Source organism: Serratia sp. CY37869 (assembly GCF_052168895.1).
In the GTDB taxonomy this organism is placed as follows: domain Bacteria; phylum Pseudomonadota; class Gammaproteobacteria; order Enterobacterales; family Enterobacteriaceae; genus Serratia; species Serratia ureilytica.
In genome coordinates, this window is sequence record NZ_JBJNLU010000001.1 from 1,525,627 (window position 1) to 1,540,692 (window position 15,066).

The 15,066-nt window shown below is 58.2% G+C and carries 12 protein-coding genes; 3 read left to right on the forward strand and 9 right to left on the reverse strand.

Translation table 11 applies throughout. From position 1 onward, the window contains the following. Positions 1-134: 134 nt before the first annotated feature. Complete coding sequence (locus ACJ8J1_RS07290; RefSeq protein WP_033643098.1) at positions 135-1,145, reverse strand: LacI family DNA-binding transcriptional regulator; 1,011 nt, start codon at positions 1,143-1,145, stop codon at positions 135-137. A gap of 316 nt (positions 1,146-1,461) precedes the next feature. Here ACJ8J1_RS07290 and ACJ8J1_RS07295 point away from each other — a divergent pair, with 316 nt between their 5' ends. The 3 genes from ACJ8J1_RS07295 (at position 1,462) to ACJ8J1_RS07305 (ending at position 4,580) form a co-directional block, all read left to right on the forward strand. Continuing rightward, on the forward strand, positions 1,462-2,385 hold the full coding sequence (locus ACJ8J1_RS07295; RefSeq protein WP_033643097.1) for a substrate-binding domain-containing protein: 924 nt from the start codon (positions 1,462-1,464) through the stop codon (positions 2,383-2,385). A gap of 67 nt (positions 2,386-2,452) precedes the next feature. Further along, a complete protein-coding gene (locus tag ACJ8J1_RS07300; RefSeq protein WP_033643096.1) occupies positions 2,453-3,628 on the forward strand; it encodes a Gfo/Idh/MocA family protein in 1,176 nt (391 codons plus the stop codon). Positions 3,629-3,638: 10 nt separating this feature from the next. Further along, complete coding sequence (locus ACJ8J1_RS07305) at positions 3,639-4,580, forward strand: sugar phosphate isomerase/epimerase family protein (RefSeq protein ID WP_033643095.1); 942 nt, start codon at positions 3,639-3,641, stop codon at positions 4,578-4,580. A 53-nt stretch (positions 4,581-4,633) separates the two neighbouring features. Here the strand turns inward: ACJ8J1_RS07305 and ACJ8J1_RS07310 are convergent, their stop codons facing one another. From ACJ8J1_RS07310 to ACJ8J1_RS07345, 8 genes are all read right to left on the reverse strand, one after another. After that, complete coding sequence (locus ACJ8J1_RS07310) at positions 4,634-5,731, reverse strand: hypothetical protein (RefSeq protein WP_033643094.1); 1,098 nt, start codon at positions 5,729-5,731, stop codon at positions 4,634-4,636. Positions 5,732-5,792: 61 nt separating this feature from the next. Next, positions 5,793-6,830, reverse strand: coding sequence for a Glu/Leu/Phe/Val dehydrogenase dimerization domain-containing protein (locus ACJ8J1_RS07315; RefSeq protein WP_033643093.1), 1,038 nt, complete (start codon positions 6,828-6,830; stop codon positions 5,793-5,795). A 16-nt stretch (positions 6,831-6,846) separates the two neighbouring features. Further along, a complete protein-coding gene (locus ACJ8J1_RS07320; RefSeq protein WP_033643092.1) occupies positions 6,847-9,726 on the reverse strand; it encodes a type I polyketide synthase in 2,880 nt (959 codons plus the stop codon). Between the two features lie 13 nt (positions 9,727-9,739). Then, positions 9,740-10,915, reverse strand: coding sequence for an NAD(P)/FAD-dependent oxidoreductase (locus ACJ8J1_RS07325; RefSeq protein WP_033643091.1), 1,176 nt, complete (start codon positions 10,913-10,915; stop codon positions 9,740-9,742). Between the two features lie 40 nt (positions 10,916-10,955). Next, complete coding sequence (locus tag ACJ8J1_RS07330; RefSeq protein ID WP_050440105.1) at positions 10,956-11,513, reverse strand: allene oxide cyclase barrel-like domain-containing protein; 558 nt, start codon at positions 11,511-11,513, stop codon at positions 10,956-10,958. 22 nt (positions 11,514-11,535) lie between these two features. Beyond that, positions 11,536-12,564, reverse strand: a complete 1,029-nt coding sequence (locus tag ACJ8J1_RS07335; protein ID WP_033643090.1) for a PLP-dependent cysteine synthase family protein — start codon at positions 12,562-12,564, stop codon at positions 11,536-11,538. A 42-nt stretch (positions 12,565-12,606) separates the two neighbouring features. Then, the gene (locus ACJ8J1_RS07340) at positions 12,607-13,335 is read right to left on the reverse strand and encodes a thioesterase II family protein (RefSeq protein WP_033643089.1); all 729 of its coding nucleotides are present in this window, start codon (positions 13,333-13,335) and stop codon (positions 12,607-12,609) included. Next, positions 13,332-14,936 (reverse strand): AMP-binding protein, encoded by a 1,605-nt coding sequence (locus ACJ8J1_RS07345; RefSeq protein WP_033643088.1) that lies wholly within the window; start codon positions 14,934-14,936, stop codon positions 13,332-13,334. The genes ACJ8J1_RS07340 and ACJ8J1_RS07345 overlap by 4 nt, the downstream gene beginning before the upstream one ends. Between the last annotated feature and the right edge of the window lie 130 nt (positions 14,937-15,066).

Consider the following 15,066-nt stretch of genomic DNA (forward strand, 5'->3'; position numbering starts at 1 on the left):
GCGCCCCCAGCGGTACTCGCCACCGCTGGCTATGGGGCATCTGAAGGTAACACTTTCTCTTCTATAGAGTTTTTTTTATCGCGACGAGTTCTCATTAAACCTCCAAAGTGACGACGTCACCAAAAGGAAAAACCTCACGCCTGTTTCTCTCCCAGGTGCGACCGCCGAACCCGCAATTCCCCATGCCGCCAGGCGCCGTCTGCCGTGGTGCGATTATCGAGCAGGCGATTCAAGGCTTCTTCGACCAGCCGGTCGATGCGTTGGCTGTAGCTGGTCAGCGCCCAGTTGGCTGATCCGGCCTCGTCGATATCGTCGAAACCTACCACGGCCATTGCAGACGACGGTGTCACTTGCCTGAGCGCTTCGAGCGCCCCCAGCGCCAACACGTCGTTCTCGCAGAACAGCGCCTCAACCCGCTCGCTTTCCGGCGTTGCCTGCAGGTATTCGCTCATCAGCTGGAAACCGCGTTGGCGATCGTAGTGGCCAGCCGTGAGCACCCGATCCAGCTGAAAGCCAGAGGTTATCAGCCTATCGCGGTAGCCTTCCATGCGCAGCAAATGGCTACTTTGCGTGTCTGGCCCCTTCATGTAGCCAAAGCGCCGATGCCCTTGTTCTATCAGCAACCCAGCGATCTCTTCGCCGGCGCGGTAGCCGTCGATGTTCACCACATCAATGTGTTCACTTTCCGTATTGCGGCATACCTGCACCAGCGGGATCTGATGCAGATCTTGCGCAATCGCCGCCCACTCTTGGGTTAACACCGTCGCCAGGAACAAAATGCCATCGACCTGCAGCTGGTCGGCCATCGCCATTACCGCCCGGTAGTTTTCCCCCGCGGTGATGTTCAACAGCAGCGCCATATAGCCGCGGGTTTGCAGTTGTTTGGTGACCATATCGAGCATCATCATCGAATGCGGGTTCTTCATTTCGTCGATGGCCACGCCGATGATGTGCGTGCGTTTTTGCGACAGGCTGCGCGCCAGCAGATTGGGTCGATAGCCCAGCTCGGCCGCCGCCGCCAGTACGCTTTCACGCGCGCTGTCTGAGATCGACGCACCGGGCGTAAAGGCGCGCGATACCGTCCATTTAGAGACGCCGGCCTTTTCGGCGACGTCGCTGGCGGTGGCTTTGTGGTGTTTCGTCATGGTTGCGTCGATCCCTGCTTCGGTGAAGTCACACTATACCCTGCTCGCTCAGATCCCCTAAGCGCCTGCCGGCATACCTGCTGCGATTATGTCCCGTTTTTGCACCCGATTGCAATTTGTTATGCAACCGGGTGCAAAACATAAAGAGTTTGTGATCGTCCGCGCTGTTTTCACCTTTCCCCTGTTGACCAAATTTTATCCATGGCCGACATTCACGGTGGCATTCAGAGACTCATCGCCGTTTTGTCTCCTGTTTTGCACCCGGTTGCAAAACACTGTTTTTACATAACACCTCTCTTCTCAACAGGATACCGTAATGAAAAAAACCAGACTGTTGTTGATGTTAGCCTGCTCGCTGTTTGTCGTGACCGCCCAGGCCAAGACCTACCAGGTCGGCGTGGCGCTGGCCAACTTCGCTCTCAACTTCGTCTCTATCCTGCGCAGCCAAATGGCGCGGGAACTGGTTGCGCAGCAGCTGCAAGGCCAGTTCGTTGATGCCAAAGGCGATGTCGCCCTGCAGGTGCAGCAGGTAGACGATCTGATTAATCAGGGCGTGGACGCCATTATCCTCAACCCGGTCGATACGCAAGGCGTTCAGCCGATGATAGCGGCCGCCCAACGCGCCGCTATCCCCCTTATCTTCGTCAACCGCAAACCCGAAGTGCCGCTGAGCGGCGCGACGGCCTACGTCGGCTCCGATTCGGCGCTCAGCGGTCGCCTGCAGATGGAGGCTCTGGCGAAAAAAATGAATTACCGCGGCAACGTGGCGATCCTGATGGGCGCCCTCTCCAACGAAGAAACCCGCGAGCGCACCCGCGCGGTGGAGGCGGTGATCGCCAAACACAAAGAGCTGAAAGTGGTAGAGAAACAGACTGCGAAATGGCAACGCAATGAAGCGGTCGACGTGGTCTCCGGCTGGTTGCTGAACGGCGTACCGATCGATGCGATCGCCGCCAACAACGATGAGATGGCCATCGGCGCGATCATGGCGCTGAAGCAGGCCAAAAAGAACGGCGTACTGGTTGCCGGTATCGATGGCACGCCCGACGGCCTGCAATTTATCAAAAACGGCGACCTGGCGGTGACCATTTTCCAGGATGCCAAAGCCCAGGCGATCGGCGCGGTGCAAGTGACCCGAGCGATGTTGGATCACGCCAAAACCGAGTCTTACAACTGGGTGCCTTATGCCACCGTGACGCGAGAAAACTACCCGCAATTTGCGCAAATGAACCAGAAATAAACCGTTGCCACTCTCTTTTTCAACCCACTTTGCACCCGAGTGCAAAACCACAGTATCAGGAGTCAGCATGTTAAATGGTGAAAGAAGCATCCCTCGCCCGCTGCGTTGGGCGATGATCGGCGGCGGCCGCCTCAGTCAGGTGGGCTACAAGCACCGTTCCGGCGCACTGCGCGACAATACCGCCTATCGGCTGGTTGCCGGCGCTTTTGATATCGACGCGGCGCGCGGGCGTGAGTTTGGCGTCAATCTCGGCGTGCCCGCTGAACGCTGCTATGACGACTATCAGCAGTTGCTGAAACAAGAGGCCTACCGCGAAGATGGTGTTGAGGTGGTGACCATCGCCACCCCTAACGGCACCCACTATGAAATCACGCGCGCCGCGCTGAATGCCGGCCTGCATGTCATCTGCGAAAAACCGCTGTTCTTCACTACGGCGGAGGCGAGAGAAATCAAGGCGCTGGCGGCGGAGAAAGGCCTGATCGTCGGCGTAACCTACGGCTTCTCCGGGCATCCGCTGCTGATGCAGATGCGCGCCATGATCGCGAACGGCGACATCGGCGAAATACGCATGGTCGAATTGCAGTACACCCATGGCTTCAACGCCAACGAAAGCGCGGACACGTTCGAGGCGCAAAAGTGGCGCGTCGATCCGAAAATCGCCGGCCCCTCCTTTGTTCTGGGTGATATTTCTACCCACACCTTCTACATCTCACAGCTGGTGATGCCCGACATGAAAATTGCCTCCCTGCTGTGCGATCGCCAGAGCTTTATCCCTTCCCGCGCCCCGCTGGAAGACAATGCCATGGTGCTGATGCACTACGAAAACGGCGCCGTCGGCCGCATGTGGGCCTCCGCCATCAACGCGGGCGCGATGGACAGCCAAAGCATTCGCGTGGTGGGCGCACGCGCCAGCCTGCAATGGAGCGATTCCACGCCCGGCGAATTGCGCTATGAGATCCAGGGGCGGCCCAACCAAACGCTGCACCACGGCATGCCCTATCTGGACGACAGCGCGCTGGCCGAAGAGCGGCTCGGCGCGCTGCATACCGAAGGGCTGGCCGAATCCTGGGCCAATATTTACCTCAAGTTCGCCATCGCCATCAGCGCCAGCCAGCACGGCGATCGGCAAACGCTGGCCACGCTGATCTATCCGGATATCGATGCCGGGTTAGAAGGCGTGCGCTGGATTGAAAACTGCGTTCGTTCCGCCGACAACGGCGCCACCTGGGTCAATTACCGATAAGGAAAGCATCATGAAACTTTCATTCTGTACCGACAGCCTGGGCCATTTGCCCTTCGAGCCGATGCTGGATCGGTTGCTGGAGCTGGGGGTGCGCGGCGTGGAAATGACCACCGGCGGCTGGTCTCCGGCGCCCCATCTGGATACCGACGATCTGCTGGCCAACCCGGCCAAACGCCGGCAGCTGCAGCAGGCCCTGGCCAGCCGCGGCATGGAGATCGCCGCGCTCAATGTCTCCGGCAATCCGCTCGATCCGGGCGAGCTGGGGCAGCGCCATCTGCGCCAAACCGACAATACGCTGGAGCTGGCCGGCCTGCTGGGGGTGAAGAAGATCGTCATGATGAGCGGCCTGCCCCCGGCCAGCCCGCATGACACCATCCCCAACTGGATCACCTATACCGTCAGCTGGCCCCCTACGGTGAAAAACTGTCTGGACTATCAATGGAATGAGGTGGCGATCCCCTATTGGCAGGCGCTGGTCGCCCGAGCCAAAGCGTGCGGCGTCGAGCGCTTTGCGCTGGAAAACTTCAGCGCCATGCTGGTGTGGAACCCGGAAACGCTGTTCCGGCTGCGAGAGGCCGTTGGCCCGATGGTGGGTCTGAACCTCGATCCCAGCCACTTGATCTGGATGGGCGCAGATCCCATCGCGGTGGCCCGCGCCCTTGGGCCCGCCATTCACCATGTGCACGGCAAAGACGTACGCCTTGAGCGCGGCGTCGTCGAGGTTAACGGGCTGCTGGAGACCAAACCGATAGACGAGGTAGCTGACCGGGCCTGGAATTATGTCGCCGTCGGCTGCGGCCGGGATCTGCAGTGGTGGAAGGAATTCTTCTCGGTGGTGCGCATGATGGGTTACAACGACTGGGTGTCACTGGAAATGGAAGACTTGACCATGTCGGTCGATGCCGGCATCGCCTCTTCCGTTCAGGCGCTGCAGCAAACCCTCAGCCAATAAATATCCTGCGCAGCGGCCACGGCCGCTGCGCCACCCAGTGAATTGCCAACCGCTTACAAACACCATACCGGCCGGGCGCCCACCGTCGCACTGGCATGCCCAGCGCCATGGCTCAGGCACAGCGTTCTCAGCCCGGCACCCGCACCGGAATACCAGGCGCCGCCTCGCATCAGCATGCGTTCGCCGTAGTTGCGCAGATAAACCTGATCGCCGTCCGCACACCGGTGATGCGGTACAACGCCGAGGATTTTCAATATATCCGGCACCGACTCTCCACTTGCCGCACCAATACGCCCGAACTCATCATCCATCAAACCTGACGGATACCCATTGTCATGCGGATCGCCGTTGAAATGCCGGATACGGTCCGAAATGCGCGGCGTGCCGGCATTGCCGGTAAGACTCGGCGATGAAGCATCGAATTTTGCGGTTCCCGGGCTGCCGGGAGGTAGCCACTCGCCTGTTGCCAGCTCGACCGCGCGCCAGCGTTCGTCTTCATTATCGGTCATCGGCATCGCGGCGTCATTGTCCGGTAAAAGCAGGATTTCCCCCGCGACCAATTTCAGCCCGTGTTGCCATTCCCAAAGGTTGCCGCAGAGATCGCCAATACCGTGCGGCGTACCGTCATGATACCAGGCAGCCGGACCGGATGCGGTAAACGTTGTCGGATCGCCCTGCTCATCGCCCACGACACCGCCGTCACATCGCTTGCCATACTGGCGTCGATCGCGATGCGATCGCCCACTCTCGGTATTGCCTAACTCCGGCCAGCCATGATGACGGCACCAGAACATCAACGCGGCCCATTCGGCGTTGGTGCCAATGTGCCAGCCGCGTCCATTGCGAGCCGCCGCCTGTCGAAATGCGGCCAGGTCATGCCAGCTGGCCGGGGCCGTCTCAGGTTGGCTGACCAGTTCGCCATGGATCAGCGTGCCGGGGTAACAGCCGTAGAAGAAAGCCTCTTTTCGCTGACCGTTGACGATAAACGCCGGATGAACCGCCTCGCCTAACCCTGATGTGACCTCTTGCAGCGTAAAACGAGGTATCACATGCATATAGCTGGGCTGCCCACTTGCGGTGTAAAGCACGGTGCGACGCCCTTGCGATTCGGCCTCTACTTTGCAACGCAAAGCGTCTTTTACAATAATCATGGAGTTATGTGCCCGTTAAAAAAGCCGAGGCCGGGAAAGCGCAGGCTCCCCGGCCCATTTCTTACGCCACCATGGCGGCGGATTTGATCGGTTGCAACAATTGTCCAATATCGCAATTGAGCAGTTGAGCGCGCTGCAGCAACTCCTCCGTCTTGGCGCCAATCACGGAGTGAACATAGGCGTTGACCTGCTCCTGGTTCATTTGGTTATAACGGTCGGTAAACGCCATTTCGATGCTGTCGCAGATCACTGCGCCGGCGTTGCTGACGTAGTCCGGCAGATAGTGAATACCGCGCGCCAACAGCCGCTGTTCAGCCTGTGGCGTATTAAACGGTGAGTTGGCGCTGCTCACCACCCAGCGGGTATTCAGCTGTTCAATATTCTGTGCATTCAATACGTTGGACATCGACGCGATGCACAGCACCTCGCTGGGTTGCGCCCAAAGTTCCTCTTCGCTCACGCGGCGCACCCCCGCAGGAAATTGCGCTGCGGGGTTGATGTCATAGGCCGTCACCTCACAACCGAACAGCAGGCTTTGTTTCGCCACTTCAGTGCCGACCTTGCCCATACCGTGAATGGCAATGCGCGCGCGAGGCAAATGATTGAGCCTCAGCGTCAACACTTTTTTCATCGAACTCCAGACGCCGTAGCCGGTTGCCACCGATGTATCGACTTGTGGGCTGTCCATGGCATTCAGGATCCACGGCGTAAACTGCCGCAGATAGTCCATCTCTCGATTGCCGGTATTGATATCGCATCCCGTAAACATGGTGCCGCCATAGCGATTGAGCAGAGCGCCTATCGCTTCAAGCACTGCCGGTTGCTCTTGGGGAGAACGTTTGCTGTTCACCACGATTTTGCCGCCGCTGAAGCCGGTATTGTACAGCCCGTGCTTCAGCGACATGCGCTGCGCCAGCATGATCGCCTCCTCTTCCTGCTGCTGCCGGGACGCATAGTTTCGCCAACGGATACCGCCATTGGCCGGTAGCAGCTTGATCTGCGACGAGTAAGCCAGGGTGAATGACGTTTCGTCATCGATTACGACCGTTTCTATCTGGTATTGGTTATGTGTATTCAGCAATTCATTGTTAACTGACATAATTTGCCATCCTGTTTTAATGAGAATCTTGCTCGAATGCTCCAGCCTGGTCCAACTGTTGTTTAATGCCCCACGGCGTAGGCCGCTTAAGAAAATCGGCCATCCCTATTGCCTTGCCAAACTCTTGCTCCAACATCGCCAGCAGGCGCAGCGCCATCAGCGACTGCCCGCCGGCGTCAAAAAAGTCACAGTGGTTAGAATCGGGGTTCACGCCGGTCACATCCCCCCAAACGCGCCAGATAAGCGCCATCTGGGGATCTGACTGGCTTGTTGCCGCCGGCGTTCGCTCGGCTTGCGGCCCCTGCCTGTCCCGTTCGCCCAACCACCAGTGCGCCGGATCGAAGGGATACATCGGCAATGCGATGCGCGAAGGCGGCAGTTGCCACAGGCGGCGCCAGTTAACGTTGACGCTGGCGCGCCAGATTTTTTGCAGCGCCTGGATCCATACGGCACCTTCATTCTGCGCTTCGTCGCGACGCGGCAAGGTTCGCACCGCGGTCACAGAACCGGCGGATTTCAGCTGTGCAACCAACGCCGTGAGCGTCGAACCCGGCCCAACTTCGATAAACAACGTCTTGCCGCGCTGCGGTAGCTGCTGCAAGGCGCGGTGGTAATTGACCGGTTCACGGGCATGACGCGCCCAATAGCGGCCGTCAAGTGCCGAACATTCGACTTCGGTCGCCAGCAAGGCGGAGACGTAACGTACCCCCGTCGCCGATTCACCCGGCGGCGGCGCAATATCGGCCAGCTCGTCAAGAATGGGATCCATCAGGGTCGAATGAAACGCATGTGAAACATTCAAGGCTTTGCATCGCACGCCTCGGTCTCGCATCTGGCGTTCGCAAGCGCGAATGGCTTCAGCGGTGCCGGACAGCACGCAGCCGTCATCACTGTTTTCTGCCGCTAGCGATAGCTGATGACTCAACCAGGGCTGAACCTGTTGAACGCTCAGCTCTACCGCCAACATCATCCCGGACGGCAACCCGGCCATCAGACGCCCACGATGAGCGGCGAAAACCAGCGCCTCTTGCACCGAGAACACCCCAGCGGCCCAGGCCGCCGCAATTTCGCCGAGGCTGTGCCCAATGACCCAATCCGGCTCGACGCCGTAATGCATCAGCAGTTCGGCCATGGAGATTTCGACGGCGATCAGCGCGGGCTGCGTCAACGCGGTATCGTTAATCGACTCGGGCGCGGCCTCTCCGGTAAATAACGCCGAGAGATCCAGTGCGGCTTGCGTTTGCACTATCTGCAGTTTGTCGTTCATCAGTTTTCTGAAGGTCGCGTCCTGCGCCATCAAATCGCTGGCCATACCGATAAACTGGCTTCCCTGGCCAGGGAATTGGAAAACTATCGACAAGCGCCCTTTCCCCGTATCCATCATGTTTTCTTTCACGCTCAACGCGCCCCGATCGTCTATCTGCAAGGTGCCGCGATAGCGCAGCGACTTTCTTCCGCTTTGCGCGCTCCAGGCCAAGCGTTCGTCGTTTTCGCCGTGCGGTCGCTGCAGATAGCGTTTTACCAGCCGATGCCAGGCCTGTTCTGACTGTGCGCTGATCGGTACGACGGTGGAGGACAATGAGGCCGCTGTTCGCGCCGGCGGCATGACAGGCGGCCTCGCCAGTACGACATGCGCATTCGTACCGCCAATACCGAATGCGCTGACGCCGATGGCCTGGCGCGGATCCTCGCGATCCCACCGTTGAGCGGAACAGATAAACTCAAACGGACTCTCCGCCAATGCCATTTCCGGATTCGGTGAGCCAACGTTGATCTGCGGCGTGAGCCAGCCATGCTGAATTTGCAGGGCGGCCTTAATCAATCCCGCCATGCCGGCGCAGGTTTCCAGGTGCCCGACGTTAGCCTTGACTGCGCCGATGGCGCAGAACCCCCGTCGTGTCGTATGCTCTCGGAAAACGCCGTTCAGCGCCTCGAATTCGATGGGATCGCCGGCCAGAGTGCCCGTACCGTGGGCTTCGATGGCGCGAAAATCCTCAGGCGTCAACCGGGCATCGTCCATCGCCTGGCGCAGCAGGCGTTGCTGGCCATGCAAACTGGTGGTGGTAAAACTGACTTTGCGCGCGCCGTCATTATTCATCGCCACGCCTTTGATCACCGCGACGACGTTATCGCCGGCCGCCAGCGCATCACTCAGGCGCTTCAACACCACCACACCGACGCCGCTGCCGAATACCGTACCGCTGGCATCTGCGGAAAATGGCCGGCAGTGCCCATCGGTGGAAAACACCATGCCTTGCTGCGCAAAATAGCCGTCGTTTTGCGGGATCCTTAGGGTACAAGCGCCTGCTAACGCCAGGTTGCAACGGCCGCTGCGCAAGGCGTGGACCGCTTCGTATACCGCCACCAGCGAAGTGGCGCAGGCGGCTTGCACGTTGCACACCGGCCCCCCGATGCCCAGATGCCAGGCCACCCTGCTGGTGAGGTAATCTTTATCGCTCATTATTTGCCGCTCGAACGGCGAAGGATTGAGTTTATCGAGTAGCTCGGATCCTTGCGCCTGACGTAAATAGTCAGAGCTGCTACAGCCGGCGAACAGCCCGGTATCCTCAAGTTCCCCCGGTGTCACACCGGCGCTTTCCAGCGCGTGCCAGGCGCATTCCAAAAAGAGCCGCTGCTGGGGATCCATCAGCAGCGCATCGCGCGCGCTAATACCGAAGAATCCTGCATCAAAGCGAGATATGTCGCCGGCCACAGGCGCGGCGACGGGAATATATCCCTTGTCGACGGCATCATCCCGATCGTTATCGACGCGAACCAGGGATTCGACACCGTTGATCAAATTATGCCACCAGCTTTCGATGTCCTCGGCGCCCGGGAAACGGCAGGCCATGCCAACCAGGGCGATATCCCGTTCATTGCTGTTCACCTGCTGCATGAAGGTTCTCCGCTCAGAAACGCAATGCGCTGATGTCCCAACGGGGCTCTCGTTCCGCCAGCAGATCGGCGCAAATTTGCCCCATCAGAGGCGTAAATTTGAACGCCCATCCTCCTGCCGAGACCACCAGATGTTCGCCGCCGTGGCAGCGGCCCTTGGCGCTGTCGAGATAGAATTGGCGCGCCGGATCGGTGGGCAACACGGCCAGACAGCTTGCAGCGGAATGCTGTTTATCCGGTTCGAGGAACGGCATATGCCGGCGGGCAAACTCCAACGCGCGCTCCACGTGCTGCGGGTTTGCCCTATAGCCAGGCGCATTGGCTTCGGTGATCGGATCCACTTCGAAATCGGTCCCCAGCCGATCAAACCCATTGACGGACCAAGGGTTGGGCGGGAAGCCATAAAACAGGTTGCTGTCGCTCTCCACCGGCGGTTGGAAAGCAAACCAGAAGGGATCGTTGGCTCCCAGGCGCTGGCTGCGCAGCATGCTGATGCAGGCCATCTCATAGGTAGAAAGCGCAAGTTCAATATCCAACTGGCGCAGCAGTTTCTTGCTGCCCGGCCCACTGGCAACCAGGACTTTACGGGCGCGATAACGGTTTTGCGTCGTCAGCACCGTTGCGCCCCGAGCATCGGGCTCCACGGCCTTCACGCATTGCTGGAACTGGAACTCCACGCCGGCTTCGCTGGCCAGCGAGTAAAGCGACGCCAGGGTGCCTTTAACGTCGATCACGCCGCCGTCTTGCTGCAAGAAACCTTCATAGTTGCTGTCCAAGCCGGTGAAACCATAGCGCCGTTCGATTTCACGCATCGTCAGACGTTCATAAGGCAACCTCATTTCATCCATTGAAAGCATGGTTTGGCGGATTTGCCCCTCATTGGTCCAGACATCCGCATCGCCGAACCATAGGCTGCCAATGCGGTGGATCAGTTTTCTGTCCGCCTGTTGTTCCAACTGCCGCCACAATTTGTCGGCCTCCAGGGTAAGGCGGAATATTTCCAGCTCCGAATATTGCAAACGCCAATGGCGCTCCTCCCCGCTGGTGCCGGCCAGTTGCGTAAATAACGCATGTTGTTCCAGGACCAAAACCTTATGGTCGCGATGCTCTCGCGCATAATTCCATGCGGCGGCCAGCCCGATGGGGCCAGCGCCGATAATAATGACATCCCAGTGTACCGACGTGTGCATACCTATCCCTCGTAATGGATATTGTGTGTGTTTGATAAAATTATTTTTTAATTAAGCTTTTAATCTGATCCAGCGGCAACAGGACGATCAGCGTCAGATATTTTTCTCGCGGAATATCCTGATAGAGCTGACGAACGCCGATCTTCCCCATGACATCCCCGCTAACGCCGGCGGCGAACAACGATTGCCATTGCCCCGCCCAAATCGCACTGGAATTCCAAATGCCGGCGGTTTCGATTCGCCCCAGCGGCGTCTCGGCCGTCTCGTGGTACCAGGAAACCACGCTGTCGTCCGGCAGTGAGGCGATTTTCCACCCCTGGCCCTTCATCGTGCCGATATCATGCCCCTGCTTATCCACCAACCGATCGATATGTGAATTGGCATCGCCAACGTTAGGGACATTATCCGCTTTTGCTTTAAAGGTAATATTTGCCATTTCGATAACGGAAAGCACGGTGGCATTGTTATAGCCGTCTTTCGTCGCCAAAATATGCTCAATATCGTTGGCCTCTTTACCTGAACTTATTAACTGGCGAACATAATCGCCAAGCGCGATCAGCTCAGACAATACATTATTATTGCCCTGTATAATTTCCATGAAATATTCCTTTTAGACGTTGTTAAACGGTCAAGGCTTCAGATTGTTTGAACCACTCGCGCCCTTTTTCTCGATCGATATCGGAACCGGCGTCGGCAAAGAGTGTGACAACCCGTTGATCCGCACTCAGCGTTTCTGCCAGCTTACAGGCCGTTTTCCAGTTGGCGGCGGAAGATGCGCCGATTTTAACGCCGGTCAACTGATGGAACTCGTGCATCGCGCTGAGCGCTTCCCGATAGGAAACCGGATTGAAAGGCGGTTCCTGCGGCATCAACTTACTGATGAAAGGCTGACGGAAACCGAAGCCCAACCCGCCGGCTCCGGCAAATTTAGGTTCACCGTTCGGCGCAGACAGCGTACCGTAAGGCAGTTCGCGCGGCGTGCTGCCCCACACGATCAGCTGTGGGTTATCCTGACGCAACGCGGCGGCCACCCCCGACAAGGTCCCGCCGGTCCCTACCGCCGATACCCAACCGTCGATGCGCTCACCCTCCAGCTGCCGGCGAATCTCTGCGCCCGTCGCATGCTGATGTACGGCGGTGTTGACCAGGTTAAGATGCTGAGAAAGCAGCGTCCAACTGCCATCTTCATGCGCAATCTGCTGGCTGCGTGCAATGACGCCGAGCAGGAACTGATTGCGATCGACCAGAGTAACGATGGCTTTATCGGCTTTTAACGTGTCGATAAGCGGTTGCGGAGACGAATCCGGGATCACCACTTGCACCGCTATCCCGCACATATTGCCAAGCTTGGCCAGGGCTTTCGCCATATTGCCCCCCGAGGAATCGAGCAACTTCAATTCACCGGCGGCGAAGTCGTGTTGATTGATGGCATCGCAAAACAGACCGAACGCGGTGCGGTCTTTCACCGAGCCAAACGGATTCTCAAACTCAAACTTGGCGTAAATCGACGCCTTTCCCTTTGGCGACGGCACTTCAACCAGCGGAGTATTGCCTAACGTCGCATAGAATTTTTTCAACTGGGGGAACAGAGCGAAGGCTTTCTCCGTATCCGGTGCGCAATCCTGTGGGTTAAACAGCTCAAAATTCATCAGAGGTTCCTTTAAAGCCATACGTTGACAAATAAGCCAGCGTTACCGGAGCAGCTGGCGGAGAAACGCAGCGGTGTCCTGCGCGAAATAAAAGTGATCGCCCGCGAGGAATTGCACCCGGCTGCCGGGGAGTTCTTTTTCCCACAGCGACAGCGCGGCGCGGCTAACCAACGGATCGTTATCACCGCCCAAAATGCGTGGCTGCATGTCGGGCAAAGGTTCTGCGCTGAGCGCGCCCAACAGCTGTAGATCTTGCTGTATCAAGCGGGTGACAAGCGGGCGAGTGATCTCATCCAGCGACAGTGCGCCGCTGCTTTCACTGAATGTCAGGATGTCGCCCAACACCTCTTGCCGCAGGCTTTCCTGTTGAAGTATTTTCAGTTCAGAGGGGGCGCGCTGGGCCGACAACACGGCGTCGATGTTAAAACGCGACGCTTGTAACGCCGCGGCAACCTGCAGGGCAAACAGCGCGCCCATGCTATGACCGAAAATCACCACCGGCGCGATGCCCAGCGAAGAATGCAGCGCATCAACGCAGCGCGTAATGGCTCGCTGCGCCGTTTCCCAAGCCGGCGCGTCTTGCGCGTCTTCTCGGCCGGGGTACTGCACGATGAACAGATCCACCTCGTCCGGCAGCAGATCACGCCAGTGCTGGTAGAACGCAACGCCGCCGCCGGCATGTGGAAATACGACCAATTGTTTGCTGACCGGTGAACTGCATGGGCGGCTGAGCCTCACCACGCAACCGAGAGACGTGCGCAATGGCGTCATGAGTTCAACCCCGCCGTATTTTTGACCGTCTGTTCCTGGCGCAGCATGTCGCGCAACGTCACGCGATCTATCTTGCCGATCCCTTTCATCGGAATGGTATCGATGACAATCAGCCGCTCCGGCGCCTTGAACGCCGCCAGCCCTTCTTTCTCAAAGAAGCGGCGCAATGCGCTGAGAGTCAGAGTGGTATCTGTGCTGGTGACAAACAGACAAGGCACCTCACCGTAGAGATCGTCCGGCATACCAACGCAGGCGGCTCGCACCACGGCAGGATGCTGTTCAGCCAACTCCTCTATCTCATTGGGACTGAATTTCTCTCCCCCGCGGTTGATCGAGTCGTTTACGCGGCCGTCGATGAAAATGTTGCCCGCGGCATCGACGTGCGCCAGGTCGCCGGTACGGTAGAAGCCGTCCGCCGTAAACGCGCTACGATTAGCCTGGGGATTTTGGTAATACTCGGTGAGCGTATAAGGGCCGCGGGTGATCAGTTCGCCTGATTTGCCCACGGGCAAAGGACGGCCGTTTTCGTCGACGATCAGTACTTCATCATGCGGGCTCAACGGCCGGCCCTGAGAGCTGAATCGCAGAGTGTCATCATCGTCAATCGAGTTAAAACACAGCAGCCCTTCGCTCATGCCATAGCACTGCTGCAGGGTAATGCCGAGGTTGCGGGAGGCGGAGGCCGCTAGCTCAGGCGTCACCCTGGCGCCACCCACCTGAACATGCCACAAAGACGTCAGGTCGCGCGGCGTTTGCCGCTGCAGTTCGCTCCATTGAGACAGCAACGCAGGCACCAGCGTGGTGTGCGTCACGCCGCATTGCTCGATCACGTCCAACGCCGTTTCCGCCGACGGGGCGTCGGCGAGCGCAACGGCGCCGCCGCGAGAAAGCGTACCGAGTATACCGGGGCAATTGATGACAAACCCATGCGAAACCGGCATCGCGGCGAAATAGACCGAATGGCTGTCTAAAGCAAACACGTCACAGCCGCACTCGATCATATAGCTGTAGCCGCCATTTTTACGGGCAATCGCTTTAGGTAAACCGGTGGTGCCGCTCGAGAGCAACATGACGGCGGTATCCGACGGCGTCATGGTGGCGGCGTGAAGTGGCGGCGCGGGCGTCAAAGGCGAACAGAAATGTTGCAGGTTTAGGTAACGAGTGTCGTGCCCGGCGTCATCGTAGTCTTCGACCAATATCACATCGATATTGAGACCTTCGGCCAACAGCGTCTGCAAAGCGGCAAGTGGGTTATAGCGACGGGAACCTCGCTGCAGGGCAAATACTTTTGGCGCCGTCAGATGCAGAATGTGCCTCAGCTCTTTTTCTCGATAAGAGGGTAATATCGGCACTGGGATCGCACCGAGCATCAACGAAGAGAGCATGATGACAACCGCTTCACGGGTGTTGCGCAATTGATAGGCGATCCGATCGCCCTTCACCACGCCCAATTGACACAGCTTCAAAGCGGCTGAAGCCACCGCACCGTTCAGCCAGTCGTAAGTGTAAACCTCCCCGTGTTCAAAAAGCGCCGAGCGCTGTCCATGTTGTTGAAGGGCCAGCAATAAACGTTGGTTGATCGAATCCTCAACACTAACCATAGCGACTCCATAATGAGTTAACTCACTGTTTGACTGTTATCTTTCTCAATCACAATTCGTTAAACAAACAGCTTTCGGCACCTCGGTCAGGCGGCGCCATCACTTCTGTATTGGCTCAGAATGAAAAGCA

What these genes read in the sequence shown, in the direction of transcription:
- ACJ8J1_RS07315 (WP_033643093.1), bottom strand. Translation starts at nt 6,830, where the DNA reads ATGTCAGTTAACAATGAATTGCTGAATACACATAACCAATACCAGATA.
- ACJ8J1_RS07335 (WP_033643090.1), bottom strand. Translation starts at nt 12,564, where the DNA reads ATGAATTTTGAGCTGTTTAACCCACAGGATTGCGCACCGGATACGGAG.
- ACJ8J1_RS07310 (WP_033643094.1), bottom strand. Translation starts at nt 5,731, where the DNA reads ATGATTATTGTAAAAGACGCTTTGCGTTGCAAAGTAGAGGCCGAATCG.
- ACJ8J1_RS07325 (WP_033643091.1), bottom strand. Translation starts at nt 10,915, where the DNA reads ATGCACACGTCGGTACACTGGGATGTCATTATTATCGGCGCTGGCCCC.
- ACJ8J1_RS07290 (WP_033643098.1), bottom strand. Translation starts at nt 1,145, where the DNA reads ATGACGAAACACCACAAAGCCACCGCCAGCGACGTCGCCGAAAAGGCC.
- ACJ8J1_RS07340 (WP_033643089.1), bottom strand. Translation starts at nt 13,335, where the DNA reads ATGACGCCATTGCGCACGTCTCTCGGTTGCGTGGTGAGGCTCAGCCGC.
- ACJ8J1_RS07295 (WP_033643097.1), top strand. Translation starts at nt 1,462, where the DNA reads ATGAAAAAAACCAGACTGTTGTTGATGTTAGCCTGCTCGCTGTTTGTC.
- ACJ8J1_RS07330 (WP_050440105.1), bottom strand. Translation starts at nt 11,513, where the DNA reads ATGGAAATTATACAGGGCAATAATAATGTATTGTCTGAGCTGATCGCG.
- ACJ8J1_RS07320 (WP_033643092.1), bottom strand. Translation starts at nt 9,726, where the DNA reads ATGCAGCAGGTGAACAGCAATGAACGGGATATCGCCCTGGTTGGCATG.
- ACJ8J1_RS07345 (WP_033643088.1), bottom strand. Translation starts at nt 14,936, where the DNA reads ATGGTTAGTGTTGAGGATTCGATCAACCAACGTTTATTGCTGGCCCTT.
- ACJ8J1_RS07300 (WP_033643096.1), top strand. Translation starts at nt 2,453, where the DNA reads ATGTTAAATGGTGAAAGAAGCATCCCTCGCCCGCTGCGTTGGGCGATG.
- ACJ8J1_RS07305 (WP_033643095.1), top strand. Translation starts at nt 3,639, where the DNA reads ATGAAACTTTCATTCTGTACCGACAGCCTGGGCCATTTGCCCTTCGAG.